This is a genomic window from Phocaeicola coprocola, from assembly GCF_041333015.1.
Lineage (GTDB): Bacteria > Bacteroidota > Bacteroidia > Bacteroidales > Bacteroidaceae > Phocaeicola > Phocaeicola coprocola.
On sequence record NZ_JBGKGM010000004.1, the window covers coordinates 357,960 to 374,218 of the forward strand.

The 16,259-nt window shown below is 41.7% G+C and carries 15 protein-coding genes; 4 read left to right on the top strand and 11 right to left on the bottom strand.

Annotated features, from left to right (window positions below):
- Nucleotides 1–10 precede the first annotated feature (10 nt).
- From ACDG22_RS12195 to ACDG22_RS12235, 9 genes are all read right to left on the bottom strand, one after another.
- Nucleotides 11–655: an ATP-binding cassette domain-containing protein gene (locus ACDG22_RS12195; protein WP_370858896.1), complete on the bottom strand. Its 645-nt coding sequence runs from the start codon at nt 653–655 to the stop codon at nt 11–13.
- A 6-nt stretch (nt 656–661) separates the two neighbouring features.
- Entirely contained in the window at nt 662–2,200 is a 1,539-nt protein-coding gene (locus ACDG22_RS12200) for a DUF4836 family protein (protein WP_270212214.1), read from the bottom strand.
- An 11-nt stretch (nt 2,201–2,211) separates the two neighbouring features.
- Nucleotides 2,212–2,910: a 16S rRNA (uracil(1498)-N(3))-methyltransferase gene (locus ACDG22_RS12205; RefSeq protein ID WP_007569007.1), complete on the bottom strand. Its 699-nt coding sequence runs from the start codon at nt 2,908–2,910 to the stop codon at nt 2,212–2,214.
- 19 nt (nt 2,911–2,929) lie between these two features.
- Nucleotides 2,930–3,505, bottom strand: a complete 576-nt coding sequence (locus ACDG22_RS12210; RefSeq protein WP_270212213.1) for a bifunctional nuclease family protein — start codon at nt 3,503–3,505, stop codon at nt 2,930–2,932.
- Nucleotides 3,502–4,770: an MFS transporter gene (locus tag ACDG22_RS12215; protein WP_040312037.1), complete on the bottom strand. Its 1,269-nt coding sequence runs from the start codon at nt 4,768–4,770 to the stop codon at nt 3,502–3,504. Before ACDG22_RS12215 ends, ACDG22_RS12210 begins: the two co-directional genes overlap by 4 nt.
- A gap of 164 nt (nt 4,771–4,934) precedes the next feature.
- Complete coding sequence (locus ACDG22_RS12220) at nt 4,935–6,386, bottom strand: ATP-binding cassette domain-containing protein (RefSeq protein ID WP_007569010.1); 1,452 nt, start codon at nt 6,384–6,386, stop codon at nt 4,935–4,937.
- Between the two features lie 12 nt (nt 6,387–6,398).
- Nucleotides 6,399–8,375, bottom strand: coding sequence for a type I pullulanase (pulA, locus tag ACDG22_RS12225; protein ID WP_370858897.1), 1,977 nt, complete (start codon nt 8,373–8,375; stop codon nt 6,399–6,401).
- 31 nt (nt 8,376–8,406) lie between these two features.
- Entirely contained in the window at nt 8,407–8,976 is a 570-nt protein-coding gene (gene ruvC, locus ACDG22_RS12230; protein ID WP_007569012.1) for a crossover junction endodeoxyribonuclease RuvC, read from the bottom strand.
- The gene (locus tag ACDG22_RS12235; protein WP_022125360.1) at nt 8,973–9,278 is read right to left on the bottom strand and encodes a DUF4286 family protein; all 306 of its coding nucleotides are present in this window, start codon (nt 9,276–9,278) and stop codon (nt 8,973–8,975) included. The genes ruvC and ACDG22_RS12235 overlap by 4 nt, the downstream gene beginning before the upstream one ends.
- 154 nt (nt 9,279–9,432) lie before the next feature.
- On the opposite strand from ACDG22_RS12235, the gene ACDG22_RS12240 reads away from it, so the two are divergent.
- Nucleotides 9,433–11,097, top strand: a complete 1,665-nt coding sequence (locus ACDG22_RS12240) for an AMP-binding protein (protein WP_370858898.1) — start codon at nt 9,433–9,435, stop codon at nt 11,095–11,097.
- 374 nt (nt 11,098–11,471) lie between these two features.
- Here ACDG22_RS12240 and ACDG22_RS12245 read toward each other — a convergent pair whose 3' ends face one another.
- Together ACDG22_RS12245 and ACDG22_RS12250 are read right to left on the bottom strand one after the other, a co-directional pair.
- Nucleotides 11,472–12,818 carry an IS1380-like element IS616 family transposase gene (locus ACDG22_RS12245; protein ID WP_004295325.1) on the bottom strand — a complete coding sequence of 449 codons (1,347 nt, stop codon included), beginning with the start codon at nt 12,816–12,818 and terminating at the stop codon, nt 11,472–11,474.
- 102 nt (nt 12,819–12,920) lie between these two features.
- Nucleotides 12,921–13,073, bottom strand: a complete 153-nt coding sequence (locus ACDG22_RS12250) for a hypothetical protein (protein WP_370858899.1) — start codon at nt 13,071–13,073, stop codon at nt 12,921–12,923.
- A 415-nt stretch (nt 13,074–13,488) separates the two neighbouring features.
- On the opposite strand from ACDG22_RS12250, the gene ACDG22_RS12255 reads away from it, so the two are divergent.
- The 3 genes from ACDG22_RS12255 to ACDG22_RS12265 all read left to right on the top strand — a co-directional run bounded on the left by ACDG22_RS12255 (nt 13,489) and on the right by ACDG22_RS12265 (nt 15,276).
- A complete protein-coding gene (locus ACDG22_RS12255; RefSeq protein WP_270212210.1) occupies nt 13,489–13,659 on the top strand; it encodes a glycosyltransferase family 2 protein in 171 nt (56 codons plus the stop codon).
- Nucleotides 13,660–13,814: 155 nt separating this feature from the next.
- Complete coding sequence (locus ACDG22_RS12260; protein ID WP_370858900.1) at nt 13,815–14,261, top strand: ISAon1 family transposase N-terminal region protein; 447 nt, start codon at nt 13,815–13,817, stop codon at nt 14,259–14,261.
- Nucleotides 14,200–15,276: a transposase gene (locus ACDG22_RS12265; RefSeq protein WP_370858901.1), complete on the top strand. Its 1,077-nt coding sequence runs from the start codon at nt 14,200–14,202 to the stop codon at nt 15,274–15,276. The genes ACDG22_RS12260 and ACDG22_RS12265 overlap by 62 nt, the downstream gene beginning before the upstream one ends.
- Nucleotides 15,277–16,259 lie beyond the last annotated feature (983 nt).

Consider the following 16,259-nt stretch of genomic DNA (forward strand, 5'->3'; position numbering starts at 1 on the left):
ATATCTGTATTTACAAAGAAAGTACCCTGTCATAATTCAACGGAATATGTTTTCCGATAGACGTTACTATTATACCTGCTCCCTGCTTTTCAGCTTCCTCATGCAAGATCTCTGCCATAATCTTCCCATTGCCATCATCCAAATGACTGACCGGTTCATCTAAAAAAATAAAATCAAAAGGCTGGCACAAAGCACGAACAAAAGCAACACGCTGCTGCTGTCCAAAAGACATCTTTCCAATCTGCTGGTCCCATTTGTCTGAAATACCTAAACGTGAGAACCAATCTTCTATCTGCTTGCGTTTGCAATGTCCCGTCAGTGAATTCTTCAGCTGTACGTTTTCCCATGCTGTCAGCTCCGGGAACAAACGCAATTCCTGAAACAACATGCTCAACGAACGTTTTCTGATTTCTACCCACCGGCCGACAGAGAAATTCTTTACATTTTCACCGTCAAAACAGATAATGCCCTGATAGTCCTTTCTATATCCATAAATAAAACAGCAAAGGGAAGATTTACCTGTGCCCGAAACGGCTTCTACCAGATAAGTCTTCCCCCTCTGAAACGCAACTTGCCGATGCCAAACATCGGAAATGATACTATCTCTGCCGGCAAATACCTCCGGCAGAGTTTGTTGTAATTCAATTGTTTCCATTTTTCATTAATTAAATACCTCTAACAATGTTTGAAGTACATTTTTATCTTTGCTTTTTGTTGTCAGCTCAATATGAGATGTTTTATAATCTACCGTTTCTACCGTCATATAATCCAAAATGCGCAACACACCTATAGCAGGAGCATATTGACTGTTATTACCCAAAAGCTGCTTCGCCTGATCTGAAGCAGATGTAAAATTCATCCCAACAAAACAACGCTTTCCCGACACTTTTTGTCCCCATGGACAATCCCGTAAAGTAAGTCCAGGAACACGAGTATCTACCAAATTATAATCATTGGTAAAATACAAGCGATTATTTTTCACTCCAAACCAGAAACTGACATTTCCTGCACGAAGTCCCATCATACTGCCATTCCGCATACGGAATTCATAACTGTCAGCACCACGGTTTATCAGCTGCATTTGTCCGTTAGTCAACGCCAGCAAGGGCTTCAGATCTTCAAATGTTTGCAGAAACTGACTGTTCGTGACATCAGCATAAGCAATAAAACCATTCTGCAAAGGATTAGTTACCGCCACTGCCACATCGCCTTTTATAGAACCAAATATTGCCTCAAAATCGATAGGCATAATTGAGCTTTCGAACTGCTGACGTACAGTCGGGTTTTCACACAGCAACTGATAGATTTTATTTCCATCTACATTACCAGACATCCAGAAAAATGTATTTGCAGGGAAAGTATCGAGATAAGTACCTTTGACCGGATTTGTAGCTTGCAACTGCTTTTCTACCAATGAAGTCATTACTTTATCCGTTGTTATATCCTGTACATCCATCACAATCTTCCCTTTCTCAAAAGATATCGTAGAAAGCGCTTTTATATTCTTCAAATCCAGTGTAGCAGAAACTCCCATAGTAAGTGGAGTAACGTATTCTCCTGGAAGCAAATCCAAAGAAGACAATAAAACAATATCTCCTTTCTGATTCTTCATCTGTTGAAAATCAGAAGTTGCCGTAAATCCATCCTTTTCAGTCTGGCGCAAAAGCATTGAAGCCATATGAAGCATATCTTTTGCCTCCCCTCCTTTCAAGTCAAGCAAAGCCAGGAATGCATCATCTGTATACGTTACCAGCACACGCCCCATAGAGGTCCACATACACCCCTCTGCTTCAACAGGCTTCTCACATACCTGCTGGTTATGCAAAGCATTCAACAAGTCTTCCAGTTTATCTTGATCAGAAACTCTTATAACCAGACCTGTAGATACGCCACCAGATTCAATAAAATAATAAATCTTTTCAGTTAAATCCAAGCCACTCTCCGAAGGATCTTTCGTGATCTTGTCTATAAGTTCACCTGCTCCTTCAGCCCCGCTTTTCAAAGCTTCATTCAGCCGTGCCACAACCGGAGCACCTTCATCTCCACTCAATCCACTCTTTTCAGCCATCGAAACCAGATCGACAGACACAACCATTGCAGCATCTTTGGGGAGCACGTTTTCATAATTGTTCTTCTTGCTGCATGACGCCAACAGTACAGCAACCAGCAGTAAACAATATCCTAATATATTCTTTTTCATATCTCCGTCCATTAACTATTAAATAAATTCATGGTATGTACTGCCACCAAAGCAGCAGTTTCTGTACGTAAGCGCGATTTACCTAAACTGATTGAACGAAATCCCATCGCTTCAGCCTTTTCAACTTCCTCACGGCTGAAATCACCCTCGGGGCCAATTAATACCACAGCATCTTCTCCAGGTTGCAAAACATCTTTCAGAAGAGGCTTCTCTCCTTCGTAACAATGAGCTATAAATTTTTGTCCCGCAAATTCACGTTGCATGAACCGTCCAAAGTCTACCATTTCATTAACAACTGGTTTTCGCGCTTTGAGTGATTGTTTTATAGCCGAAACAACAATCTTCTCGATGCGCTCAGTCTTAATCACCTTTCTCTCAGAAAACCGACAATTCAGAAAACTGAGTTCATCGAAACCAATTTCCGTAGCTTTCTCTACAAACCATTCTATACGGTCCATATTCTTGGTAGGTGCCATTGCCAGATGCAAATGGCCTTTCCAGAAAGGTTCTTGGGGAATAACCTCATTCACTTTTACCTGACAACGCTTACCTGTTGCCGCACTAATAGCGGCACGGTAAAAACAACCTTTCCCATCGGTCAGCATTATCTCATCACCCACCGTCAAACGCAACACTCGCAGGCAATGTCCAGCCTCTTCTTCGGGCAATTCCGGATTAACAGCTATATCCGGAGCATAAAATACATGCATATTCTTTAAATATTATCGTTTACTTGTATTTATCTTCTTTTTTCTCACGTTTTCTTATTTCATCGCGCAACTGTGATGCTCGTTCATAGTCCTCATTCTCCACGGCTTCATCCATTGCTTTTTTCAGAGAATCAATATCTATAGTGTTTATTGAAACACAATATGTAGAGCCATCAGCTGAGATATTACGCAGCTGTTCTCTTTCTAAAATATCTTCATAAACATACAGAGGAAACTTTTTTCTGAGAGAAAGAGAGATAACATCTGTCGTACGAGCATCGGCCTGAAATATTGTTTCATCCGCACAGCGTACAAATAAAAAGGAACTGTAAATGCCATCTTTCACCTCATAAATCACTCCTTTTACCGGCACTAATCCTCCCTTTTCCATCACGCTCAGCATCAGGTCATGAGTAAAAGGACGCGGAGGAGTATACGACATTTGTCCCATTTTTATGGCTTGTGCTTCCTGTTTCCCGATTATGAGAGCCAGTTTGCGGAAACCTCCTCCAAGTTCTTCCAGAACCAATGCAAAAGCATCCGAAGGCTTGAGCACAGCAGACATATCAAAAACTCTTATCTCTATCTCATTCATACTGTTTTAACTTCATGTTTATATTTAAACACAATACTGAACATAACAGCTACAATCAACGCATAGGCAGCGAAAATAAACCAGGCATTTGTCCAGCCCTCAACTTGTGGTTCCGTGCTGCTGAAATCAACAAACTGGTTTACTACCCACTGCGCAGTCAACGTACCAATAGTAGCCCCAAGTCCGTTAGTCATTATAATGAAAAGTCCTTGAGCACTAGAGCGTACGGAAATATCTGTTTCTTTATCAACGAACAAGGAACCGGAAACATTAAAGAAGTCGAATGCCACTCCATATACAATCATGGAAAGAATAAACATCCATACTCCACTACCCGGATTACCAAGTCCAAATAAGCCGAAGCGTAAAACCCAGGCAATCATTGCAATCAGCATAACCTTCTTTATACCGAACCGTCCTAAGAAGAAAGGTATAAGCAATATACAGCATGTTTCACTGATTTGTGAAAGTGAAATCAGCAAATTAGCATGCTGCACACCAAAAGTATCAGCATATTCAGGAATTGCACTAAAGCTTGTGATAAACGGATTTGCAAATCCGTTGGTTATCTGTAATGAAACGCCCAACAGCATTGAGAAGATAAAAAATATCGCCATTTTGCGCTGGCGGAACAGTAAAAAGGTCTTCAATCCCAAAGCCTCAACAAGCGACTTTCTCTGCCCGCCGGTATTTCTAGTCACCGGACACTGAGGCAATGTATTAGCATAAACAGCCAAAATCACTCCCCATACCGCACAAGTAAAGAATTGCATATAATTTGCCTGAAATCCTAACAAGTCTACCAGCCACATGGAACAAATAAAACCTATCGTGCCACAGGTACGGATAGGAGGAAATGCTTTAATTGTATCCAGTCCCGCTTTATCAAGCACTGTATAAGCTACCGAATTTGACAATGCAAGTGTAGGCATATAAAAAGCCACACTCATTGAATAAAATGAAAACAAGACAGTAAACGAAACATCATCACCTGCTGTCATTCCATAATATCCGGCTCCTACCATAAACAGGGCTGCAAGCAAATGACTCAATCCCAGCAATCGTTGTGCCGGAACCCATCTATCAGCTATAATACCTAATATAGCAGGCATGAACAACGAAACAATACCCTGCATGGCATAAAATATACCAATATGGCTTCCCAGCCCAATTTTAGTTAAATAAGTCCCCATGGAGGTCAGATAAGCTCCCCATACAGCAAACTGCAGGAAGTTCATAATAATCAGTCGAATCTTGATATTCATAGTTTTCATATATTAGTTATGTATAAAAGGGCTTTTTAGCCCTTCCTTAAAAATTAAACAAATATAGGAAAAGAAACGAAAAACCAAAAATATTTCCTCACAGATTTCATCAAAAGCAATTCAACAATCTCTTTCTGGCAATCAGGACACAAATAAAACAAGCCTTAACGGTTTCGTACAAGATACAAACTATGATCTATACACGCAGGAAGTTCTTCCTTATAATGCGTCACCATAATAAGTGTTTTGTCTTTTCGCTGACAGAATGCCTCTATCACATCCTTTACCAGCCGTCGGTTATACATGTCCAATCCATGAAGAGGTTCATCCAGTATCAGCAGTTCCGGATCTTTCACAAAGGCACGGGCAAGTAACACCATACGCTGCTCACCACTCGACAGTTGCAGGAAATTACGATCCTTCAGCTCTTTAATACCAAAGATATCCATCCACCACTCACAAATAGCAATATCTTCCTTATGGGTTTTCTTATACAAGCCGATAGAATCATGGAGTCCGCTTGCTACGATATCAACAGCCGGCAGATTTTTTAAATAGGCACGATGCATCTCCGGACTTACGTATCCAATATGTTTTTTTATTTCCCAAATGCTTTCTCCACTACCGCGCTTACGCCCGAACAAAGATATATCACAAGCATAGCTTTGGGGATTATCCGCACAGACCAGACTCAGCAGCGTTGACTTTCCAGAGCCGTTATCTCCGCTTAATGCCCATTTTTCGCCACAAAGCACAGTCCAGTCAAGTTCTTTCAGAATAGTACGTTCACCATAACGTATACTTACTTTATTCAAGTCTACAATATGCTCGGTATGATACAAATTATCAGCATAAGGCAAAGTCAGGATACGCTGATATTTTTCTTCAGTCAGCACATGGGCAGGAACACCGGCATTTATCGACAAATACTCCTCTCGGGTTATTTTCTTTCCGCAAGAGCGGTTGGCAACAGGAATGACATGTGTTATAAAAGCTGGGATATCGTCCGTTTTCGATAGAACCAGAATAACCTGCAAAGGAGTTACTTCTGTAAGTTTCTGCAACAGTTCATGCAACAGGTCGCGAGTTTTGGCATCAAGACCGATAAACGGATTATCCATAATCAACACACGCGGATTGGAGAGTAAGGTCTTTGTAAGTTGAAACTTGCGCAACTCACCACTAGACAACAAGATAATATGCTTGTCAAGCATCGTGTCTACCCCAAATAAATCATACAATACGGTGCGAAGCTCCTGATTCTTACATTCAGGCAACAAATCACGAACAACTGGAGTTTCTTCCAGATCCTGAGAATTCCAGCGCTGCTGATAATAATACGTTCCGTCAGAATCACCGTACGAGTCACGGAAAGTTATATACTTTATATTATCACATACCAAGTTCGACTCTGAAGGCGAAAAATCATATTCTACCTCGTTCATCAGTAGCGGATACCGTCCGATAATAGTATCCACCAACAAACTCTTACCTGCCCCGTTTGGACCTACGATAGCAACATGTTCTCCTTTTGCTATCTGTAAATTAATCGGCTCATTCAGTCGATATAAAGGATGTCTGGTCACCCCGTCTTTAATTGTAATGATATTCTGCATTGTTCTTGTATATTACTGATGGATAATCATGGCCGAACGCGGACTGACTGTGATCTGGTTTCCGGTAATCATGCCCAATCCCAAAATCAAGTCAATCTTGCCGTCACGACATGCTATCCAATATTTACCTTCTGGAATATTAACCTTTATCGGTTCTGTACGAGCATTCAGTACTACAATCGTATTCAACCACTTATCGCCACAAGGACTTCCCTTTATACGGAAAGCAACAACATTCGTAGCCGGCACATGAATAAACTCCAGATGCTTGCGAATCAGATCTGCATTTCCCATTCGAAAAGCAGGATGAGCCTTACGCATAGCAATCAGCCCCCTTACATAGTCGAACACTTCACGATAAGCTGTTTTATTGCGCCAGTCTATCGCATTTATTTCATCCGGTTTGTTGTAAGCATTTACAACACCTTTCCTGTCGCGCAATATTTCATCTCCGGCAAATATAAAAGGAACTCCCTGCGATGTAAACACAGCAGTTTCGGCCAATTTCTGCAAAGCCTTCAATTCCGGAACAGAAGCCCCCGGAAGAGTAACTTTCAGTCTGTCTGTCAGGCATAAGTCGTCATGACAACTTACATAACTGATAAATTGCGAAGGAGTATTCGCCCATATCTTAGGAACACGACGTACTGAATCGTTATTTATTTGCGGATGAGCAATTCCACCTACAATACCGAACTTCACACCAGTTTCATGCCCCGGACGTCCTATAACGAAAGCTCCTTTCTCATCCTTGCCAAACGGACCTCGCAGACTGTCACGGAATTCATCACTGAAAGCCGCAATACCAGGCATCTGATAAACATTATTCTTCATAGCAAGTTCAGAAGCAGGAAGCTGCGGAGTACCGGCAGCCCATCCTTCTCCATAGATAAATATGGTAGGATCTATTCCATCAAGAGCTTTTCGGATTTCCTTCATCGTAACGATGTCGTGTATGCCCATTAGGTCGAAACGGAAACCATCTACATGATATTCATTCGCCCAGTAACAAACAGACTCTATGATAAATTTCCGAACCATGGCACGTTCACTCGCCGTTTCATTACCGCATCCCGAAGCATTGGCAAACTTTCCTTCACTATCCTGACGGTAAAAATAACCGGGAACTGTACGTTCAAAATTGCTTCCTTTTGTCAGAGCCGTATGATTATATACGACATCCATTATTACCCTGATTCCAGCACGGTGCAAAGCCATCACCATTTGCTTAAATTCACGAATACGCACATCAGGCTTATAAGGATCTGTTGCATACGAACCTTCGGGAACATTGTAATTTTTCGGATCATATCCCCAGTTGTACTGAGGCTTATTCAGCTTTGTTTCATCGACTGACGAAAAATCGAATGAAGGCAACAAATGCACATGAGTCACTCCCAGCTCCTTTAAATGCGCAATACCTGTCTTCTCACCCAGATAAGTATGGGTGCTGTCTTCCGTCAGAGCCAGAAATTTTCCTCTATGCTTGATGCCTGCAACCGTATCGATCGAAAAATCACGATGATGCATCTCGTAAATAATGATATCAGAAAAACTTTTTAAGGGCGGACGTACATCCTTTTCCCATCCCTGAGGGTTAGTTTCTCTCATATCGATAATGGCAGCACGGTCGCCATTTACTCCCACCGCTTTTGCCATAACACCGGGAGTATCACCTTGCCAGATGCCATCTATTTTTACATTGAATGCATAAAAGCTACCTTTCAAATCACCTTCTGCCACAGCCTGCCACATTCCGTCGGCTGCCTGCTGCATGCTTATCATCCGCTGGACAGCTCCGCCCTGTCCCTTTTCGTATAACATGACACGTACTTCCTGAGCTGTAGGAGCCCACAAAGAAAAATGCGTTCCAGCCGGCGAGTAAGTCATTTCTTCCCATTTACCTTCATATACAGGGTATTCATCAAACGAATCGAATGAACTTCTCTGGATAGAATTGCAGCCAACTGCCGTTGCTAAGGTCAACATAGCTAAAAGGTGTTTTGCATTCATGATTTTTCTATTTTTTCACTTTATCGGGATTCTTTTGTATATAGTCTTTCCAACTTGAATACGCTTTCGGCATAGCCGGACGGCCCATTTGCAAATAATGACAATATGCAGCCCCCAATGCATCGGTAGCATCCATAAAGGGCCCCATTTCCGACTCGGGAATATGCAGCATACGCTTCAGCATATCGGCCACCTGCTCTTTACTGGCCTGACCGTTTCCTGTTATCGCCATCTTTATTTTCAGAGGAGCATATTCCGTTACAGGAATATCCCGACATAAAGCAGCCACAATAGCCACACCCTGGGCACGTCCCAGTTTTAACATCGACTGTACATTTTTTCCAAAGAAAGGGGCTTCGATAGCCAGCTCATCAGGCAGATAAGAGGAAATCACTCCCTGCACCCGTTCGTAAATATGCTTCAATTTCAAGTACGGATCAGTACATTTTCTCAGGTCTATCACTCCCAAGGCCACGACTTGAGGTTTTACTCCTGTCACCTTCAGCACTCCATAGCCCATGATATTTGTACCGGGATCTATTCCCAAAATAATCTTTTCCTTTACAGGCTGTATCACTTGACCACCTCCATTAATGTGGGAAAGCCAATCACTTTATCCTTAAATATCTTCAGCATTTCTTCATTCAAGCGTGCACCCTGCTTGGTATGCCAGCGATGAAGCGCTGCACTATCTTCTACCTCCCATTGTAAAGAAAAACATTCGCTATCCTGCTCCTTATGGCTTAATATACGTAATATGCGAGGATTACGCAGTTCTCCCGACTGTTCGACTTCAGGAATATAGCATTCGTTCAACCAAATTACAAAATTTCTCGCATCGTTCATTTCCACATGAAAGGTTGTATTATAAATCAGCATAACTATATTTTGTTTATCTATTTTTATTGGCAAAGTTAGCAATTATTGGAGATTATCCCCTGTCTGACAGAAAATAATTCAGTGAATATACCAGTTGTTCGGACAACTTTTATTATTTTTGCGCACATTAACACGATTAGTGTGCAATGAAACAATGGAAACAACAAGCAGTTTAATACAACTTATTGAAGAAAGCATCCGTAAAAACTGGAATCTGGATACAATGACAGACTACAAGGGAGCTACCTTACAATACAAAGATGTAGCGCGCAAAATAGAAAAGATGCATATTCTATTCGAACATGCAGGTATAAAAAAAGGAGATAAAATCGCGCTCTGCGGTAGAAACAGCGCAAACTGGACTGCAACATTTCTCGGTGTTATCACTTATGGAGCAGTAGCCGTCCCTATCCTTCACGAATTCAAAGCCGATAATGTACATAATATAGTAAACCATTCGGAAGCACGTATGCTGTTCGTGGGCGATCAGGTGTGGGAAAATTTCAACGAAGCTGCCATGCCTCATCTGGAAGGTATCATCGAGCTGAAGAACTTCGATCTGGTTGTTTCACGCTCGCAACGTCTTACCTATGCCCGTGAACATCTGAATGAAGAATTCGGAAAACGTTATCCTTGCCGCTTCCGTGCGGAGAATGTATCTTATCGCCGCGAAGAACCGGAAGAGCTGGCTGTCATCAATTACACATCGGGTACAACCGGATATTCGAAAGGAGTAATGCTTCCTTATCGCAGCATTATCTCGAATGTAGTACACATTCATAAAAAAGTAGGTTTGAAACCTGGCGACAATGTGGTATCAATGTTGCCGTTAGGACACATTTTCGGCCTGGTTTTCGATTTTATTTATGGAGTAACCGTGGGCGCGCACTTATGGTTCCTTACACGCATGCCCTCACCTAAAATCATTGCCGAGTCATTTGCTGAAATACGTCCGCGTGTCATAGCATGTGTTCCTCTCATCGTCGAGAAGATTTTCAAGAAGAATATTCTGCCTAAAGTAGACAACAAACTGGGGAAACTCCTGCTGAAACTGCCTATCGTCAGTGATAAGATAAAAGAACAGATCCGCACACAGGCTATGGAGGTATTTGGAGGTAACTTTATCGAAATAGTAATCGGAGGTGCACCTTTCAATCCTGAGGTAGAGGCATTTTTACGAAAAATCAACTTCCCCTACACCATTGCCTACGGAATGACAGAAGCCGCTCCGCTTATCTGCCACAGTCGCTGGGATGAAATACAGTACACATCGTGTGGAAAAACAGTTTCGAATATGGAAACAAAGGTATTGTCATCCGATCCGGAACGCATCCCGGGAGAACTGGTATGCCGGGGAATGAATGTCATGCTGGGTTATTACAAGAACGAGGAAGCCACAGCACAGGCCATCGATTGCAATGGCTGGCTTCATACAGGCGATATGGCCATCAAGGATGCCGAGGGAAATATTTTCATTAAGGGACGCTGCAAGAACATGCTGCTTACAGCTTCCGGACAAAACATTTACCCTGAGGAAATTGAAGCCCGTTTGAACAACATGCCTTTCGTAAACGAATCGCTTGTCATTCTGGCTGGAGACAAGCTTATCGCACTGGTTTATCCAGACAATGAAGAAGCCTTTGCACAAGGTATGGACAAAAAAGTGCTGGAAGCAGCCATTGAGGTCAACCGTACAGAGCTTAACAAAATGCTGCCGGCTTATTCACAAATTACCCGTATCAAACTCTATCCTGAAGAGTTCGAGAAAACAGCTAAAAAGAGCATCAAACGTTTTCTTTATCAGGATATCAAAGAATAATAAAAAAACATTGTTGTCCGACAAAATCAATTTAATATACAAAATACCGCTCAACCATCGAATATATAATGGTCGAGCGGTATTTTGTTATCCCAAGTCCCATCAAAAATATACCTCCTTCTTTTTGCCGGCCTTAGCCTACATTATTCATAGTGGATTCATTTCAGGTTATCAAAACAGATATGGGGACAATCTGAAGCCTCCAACTAATGTCTATCATCGAATGACCGCTTGATGTAGAGTTATAATCCTGTCCGAAGCCTTGATTTCGGCATGCTCAGGTCTGATTATCACGTCCATTTTTATGGAGCGGATATGACTTATAAGTCCGATTACAGAATCGGACTCAGGTTGATTTCAGATTATTCCACTTGTCAGGCAGAGAGTCTCGTCAAGGCTTGCGACAAAGCTTCAAGGTGTCGATGGTGTGGGGAAAAGCTGAACCTTATAAAAGTCTTTTTTTCGACTATGAAGACGGCACTCAGCATAATCCGCTTCATGAAGCTGTCCATCGTGAAGGCGCCGACCTCTGTATTGGAGAAAGCCTTCGACCTGAGACGGTATGCGGTCACATATGCCGCGCCATATAGAAACAGCCGGAACATATTGGCTCTGAAAGAACTGCACGACATCCTGTCGGCTCGAAAATACTTCAGGTCTTTTATCCATAGCTCCATTGTGCCGCGCTTACAGTAACGTCGATATACTGTCTCGGGCTTGTTGTTACGGTTGCTTGTGACTATGAAGCGGACGTTTACACCCTTGTCGGAGACTTCGATTTTTGCAATCACCCTCTGTCTGTATTTCCATGATTTGGCTTTGTACTCAAAGCTGTAGTAACGGCGTACATCCTCATGGTGAAGTTCGAAATCCCCCTTGGCACGGCGCAATTGCTTGTCGATTTTCTTCATAAGCGCAGGATTGCCCGACAGCCCTGTGATAAATCTCACATAAAGATGTGTCTTGACCCAGTCCATAAACTCATGGCTGCAGAAATGACTGTCCCCGCGGAGTTCTATTATTGTGTGAGGCCATTCCTTATGGATGTATTCAATGACTCTGCGCAGTATACCGAAGATGTTCAGCGACTTGTTGCGTCGTCCCGGTCTCAGTAGAGGAAGTATCAGCTTGCCGTTCATACCGTCGAAAATAACCATCGGCATGTAGCAGTATTCGTCATAGTAATCATTGAACAGCGACAGCTGCTGCGCCCCGTATGTGTTGGCATTTGTATCGTCAACGTCAAGAATAATCTTACGCGGAGCTTTGTCGAAGGATGAGATGTAGTCCTTGACAAACAGTTCTGCTATTTTCCATAAGGTCCTTTTGTCAATATGATTCTCAAGCCGTGTCATCGTCGGTTGTGAGCACAGGCCGGGATCCGATGCCTTGCGGCCCACGCTCATCTTAAGGGCACTGTCGTGGCGCAGGCGGTCGCAGTCGTTGGCATCCTCGTAGCCGCACATTATCTGTCCGACACGCTGGCAGACCATCTCTTCGTAGGAATGCTGTACGAAAAGTTGATTTCGATAATCCGGAATTAGGCGCGCTATCTTTCGCGCTATGCTGTCTTTCATTAGACCGACAAGCACCAGTCCTCCATTGGACGAGATGTCCGGGGCATTGAAATCGACCTGAATTTTCCTGTCAGGAAGCACGTCTTGAAAAGAAAAAAGATTTTTCTCTTGACTGACTCCGTTATTTGTTGTATCTTTGCACATGAGAACGCCGGTATTAAGTTTATTTTTAACACCTTAAAGTTAATGCTTTTCTTGCAAATATACAAGAAGGGCGTTCTCTTTTTTGTGGAGACTATGAATTATTCAGGTTAGGATGACGTTCCACACCCTTGAACTGGATATTGGAGAAATGACAAAGTTTGCGGGCTTCTGCCTGTATGGTTTGCGGGCTTCTGCCTGTATGGACGGCATTATCTCACGCAAGGAATCAAAACGCATGATGACAGCATAGAGCATAACGACAAAACATGTCCAGCCATCGAATCGTTTTTACATAGTATTCACCACCACGTTTACGGCTTATCTGAAAGATTTTTAGCTTATCCAGTAATTTTATAACCAGACTGTAGAATATTCGTCCGCATAAAAGTATGCTTTGCTCATAATTAGATTTTCTTGTTTGACGACAAAAATCTAATGAAAATGGGCTGACCTCGCCAATGAAGTCAATCCTATTTTGTGGCTTTACATTTTTTTGGATAGCAATATAAGAAAAATAGATACTTTTTCGTATCTTTATCAAGCATAAAATACATAGGACTTACTTTATATGAATTTAGTCATTCATTGATATAAGAAGTTATTCAGACTGTATACTATGTTTTAAAAGAATCTAGTACAAAATTGAGCCACTTCATAAACCAATAATACTATGAGGCATACAGGTTTTTCCATTATAATGCCTACCTATAATCAGGCGGCTTTTATACGAAGGGCTATTGCCAGTCTCCAAAGGCAAACCTATTCAGAATGGGAGTTAATCATTGTCAATGATGGCTCTACTGATGATACAGAACTGTATATATCCGATTACCTGCACTAAACAATAGTACTTCAACTTTAATAACAGGAAAGTTATGAGCATATTGCTTATTTATTCGGCACAGTTGCAAATATCCGTGGCTTATTTTTGTAGTATAGGTCTATATTTTCTTGTTTAATGCTTAAATGTTTATAAGAAGCATTACCTTTGCACTCATGAGTAAGCAATCAGCATTTGACTATAAGATTCTGGCAAGTTACCTTCTTCCCAAAGGCATACTTAAGTTCTTCGACGTTACAGCCGTTAACGAAGACCACACTGGCATTATTGAAGAGACTGGTAATGAGCGCGTCCTTCTTCACATCTATCTTGACGAAAAAGATGCACGGGAAGAAGAGTGGCACGACCTTAAGCCCAATGGTTTCACGGAAAGCCGTCAGGTTAACGACTTTCCTATCCGTGATCACAAGGTCGTTCTTCATGTCAGACGTCGCAGATGGTTAACGGCAGAAGGCAGAAACATAATCCTTGACAGGTACTCGTTGCTTGCTGATAACACCGGCTACTCTAAGGAGTTTGCTGATGTCTTAAAAAAAATATTTGGATACCTACCCGATAACGGCCCGCTCGCCGGGGCTATACTTTACGGTAGATGGCAATAACCTGGAGCGTGCTTACAAGGATCATCTGAGCGGTTTCCGTAATTGGGAACAAGCCAGTCATGCAGAGGACTGGGTGCTGCATCCTAAGAACATAGGCAAACGGCTGGGCATTGACGAGACCATGCTCCACAAGGGCCTGATGACATTCTTGACCAACAAAGAAGGGCATGGCAAACGTCACACCTTAATAGCAGCTGTAAAAGGCACTAAGGCATCAGACATTATCAATGTTCTTATGCAGATACCGCAGGAACAGCGAGAGCAGGTCGAGGAAGTTACCATGGACTTCTCTGACAGCATGTTTGCTGTCGTCACAGAAGCCTTTCCCAATGCAGCCATAGTCATTGACTGCTTCCATATCGTCAAACGTTGTATCGAAGCAGTGGAGGAACTCCGCCTCAAAGCTAAACGAGAAGCACAGAAAGCACAAAACAAGGAGAAGGCCATGTTCAAAAAGAAACTTGAACAGCTGGTAAAGAGCCGTAAATACTACCGCAAGAAACATCCAAAGAAATACAAAGGCAAGAAGCGGGGACGCAAGCCACAGAGGTTGAACAAACGCTTCAGGCCAACCATGCTTGCCAATGGCGAAACTGTCATAGAACTACTGACAAGAAGCAAGTATCTGCTGAGTGTGAGTGGTGAAAAATGGACTGACAGGCAGAAAACACGTGCAAAGATACTTTTCAGGATGTTCCCAAAGATAAAGGATGCATATACTTTGATTTGTAGCCTAAGAAGCGTGTTTAGCAACAAGTCTATCGACCGGGGTACTGCTAAGGTTAAACTGCATGAGTGGTATCAGAAGGTTTCAGTTTGTACGTTGCGTGAAGTAAAGGCTGCAAGGGATGCCATCAAGTACAAGGAAGAAGAAGTACTAAATTACTTCATAAACAGATCAACCAATGCTCATGCTGAATCTCTTAACTCTAAGTTGAAAGGCTTTAGAGCACAACTATGCGGTGTGCAGGATTTACCTTTCTTTATGTTCAGAGCGTCCATAATCTTTGGATAACATGATTATATTGCCACGGACTTATGCAACTGTGCCCCATACATCAAATTAAGAATCTAAACTTAAGTTTTTTCCCCGATGATGGTAATCCTCAAAAACGACAATAAGGACATCTATAAGATTTTTCCTCATTCTGCTGTAGATTTGAAACCCTTATTCAACTATTTAAAAGAAATTGAAGATAGAGAGTCTTTTTCAATCTATAAATTAGAGGTTGATTTTGGAATATTCAGAATCCTTTACGATGATGATTCTTTTCTTTCAATCACAGGACAGTTCTCAAATAAAGAAGAGTTTGAAACCATAAATTCTATTTATATGCAAATTTACTCAATCATCCAATGTAATGAATAGCGGTACTAATCAAGATTTTAAATAATAGAAAAACATCTGGCTTTGCATTATTAATATAAAAGATGGTTTTTGTAAATTTGTGCAGTTGTGCTTAATATTTTACTTATGAAAAAGTGGCAGAAAATAGCAGGAACCATTACATTAGTAGTTTTGGCAGTTCTCAATATTATTCTATGTGTATATTATTTAGAATACGCAACTTCAATGTATTTCGAACCAGGAGGAAGCACACAAGATGCTATTGAAATAATGCGAACTCATTCACGGTACGCTATAAAAAATATTAGTTATCTTGTACATACCAATTATATTGTTGCTCTATTCTTGTTCATGTGTCTTTGGCGGAAAGGAGGTAAGAATTGAAAAACGAAATATATCACCCTATAAATGCTATTGATTGCGAGTGTTCGGTAAATTCAATCGACTACGATGCTACAGACCTTGTCATCGTTCTTGATCGATTTGACAACAATCAGACAGTTGCAATTAGATTTAAGAATGTCTATACGTATCGTGTCACTCTTGAACATTTTAGAATATGCGAAGTAATGGACGGCTTGACCTCCCAACCATTATATGAAGTTGAAAATTCCGCATATCTGAGTGAAATGTTAATGACAGGAATGAGA

Coding starts and splice junctions, on each gene's coding strand:
- ACDG22_RS12200 (WP_270212214.1), bottom strand. CDS start 2,200: ATGAAAAAGAATATATTAGGATATTGTTTACTGCTGGTTGCTGTACTG.
- ACDG22_RS12250 (WP_370858899.1), bottom strand. CDS start 13,073: ATGCTCTATGCTGTCATCATGCGTTTTGATTCCTTGCGTGAGATAATG.
- ACDG22_RS12195 (WP_370858896.1), bottom strand. CDS start 655: ATGGAAACAATTGAATTACAACAAACTCTGCCGGAGGTATTTGCCGGC.
- ACDG22_RS12215 (WP_040312037.1), bottom strand. CDS start 4,770: ATGAATATCAAGATTCGACTGATTATTATGAACTTCCTGCAGTTTGCT.
- ACDG22_RS12260 (WP_370858900.1), top strand. CDS start 13,815: ATGAGTAAGCAATCAGCATTTGACTATAAGATTCTGGCAAGTTACCTT.
- ACDG22_RS12245 (WP_004295325.1), bottom strand. CDS start 12,818: ATGTGCAAAGATACAACAAATAACGGAGTCAGTCAAGAGAAAAATCTT.
- ACDG22_RS12255 (WP_270212210.1), top strand. CDS start 13,489: ATGAGGCATACAGGTTTTTCCATTATAATGCCTACCTATAATCAGGCG.
- ACDG22_RS12205 (WP_007569007.1), bottom strand. CDS start 2,910: ATGCATGTATTTTATGCTCCGGATATAGCTGTTAATCCGGAATTGCCC.
- ACDG22_RS12220 (WP_007569010.1), bottom strand. CDS start 6,386: ATGCAGAATATCATTACAATTAAAGACGGGGTGACCAGACATCCTTTA.
- ACDG22_RS12210 (WP_270212213.1), bottom strand. CDS start 3,505: ATGAATGAGATAGAGATAAGAGTTTTTGATATGTCTGCTGTGCTCAAG.
- ACDG22_RS12240 (WP_370858898.1), top strand. CDS start 9,433: ATGGAAACAACAAGCAGTTTAATACAACTTATTGAAGAAAGCATCCGT.
- ACDG22_RS12235 (WP_022125360.1), bottom strand. CDS start 9,278: ATGCTGATTTATAATACAACCTTTCATGTGGAAATGAACGATGCGAGA.
- pulA (WP_370858897.1), bottom strand. CDS start 8,375: ATGTTGACCTTAGCAACGGCAGTTGGCTGCAATTCTATCCAGAGAAGT.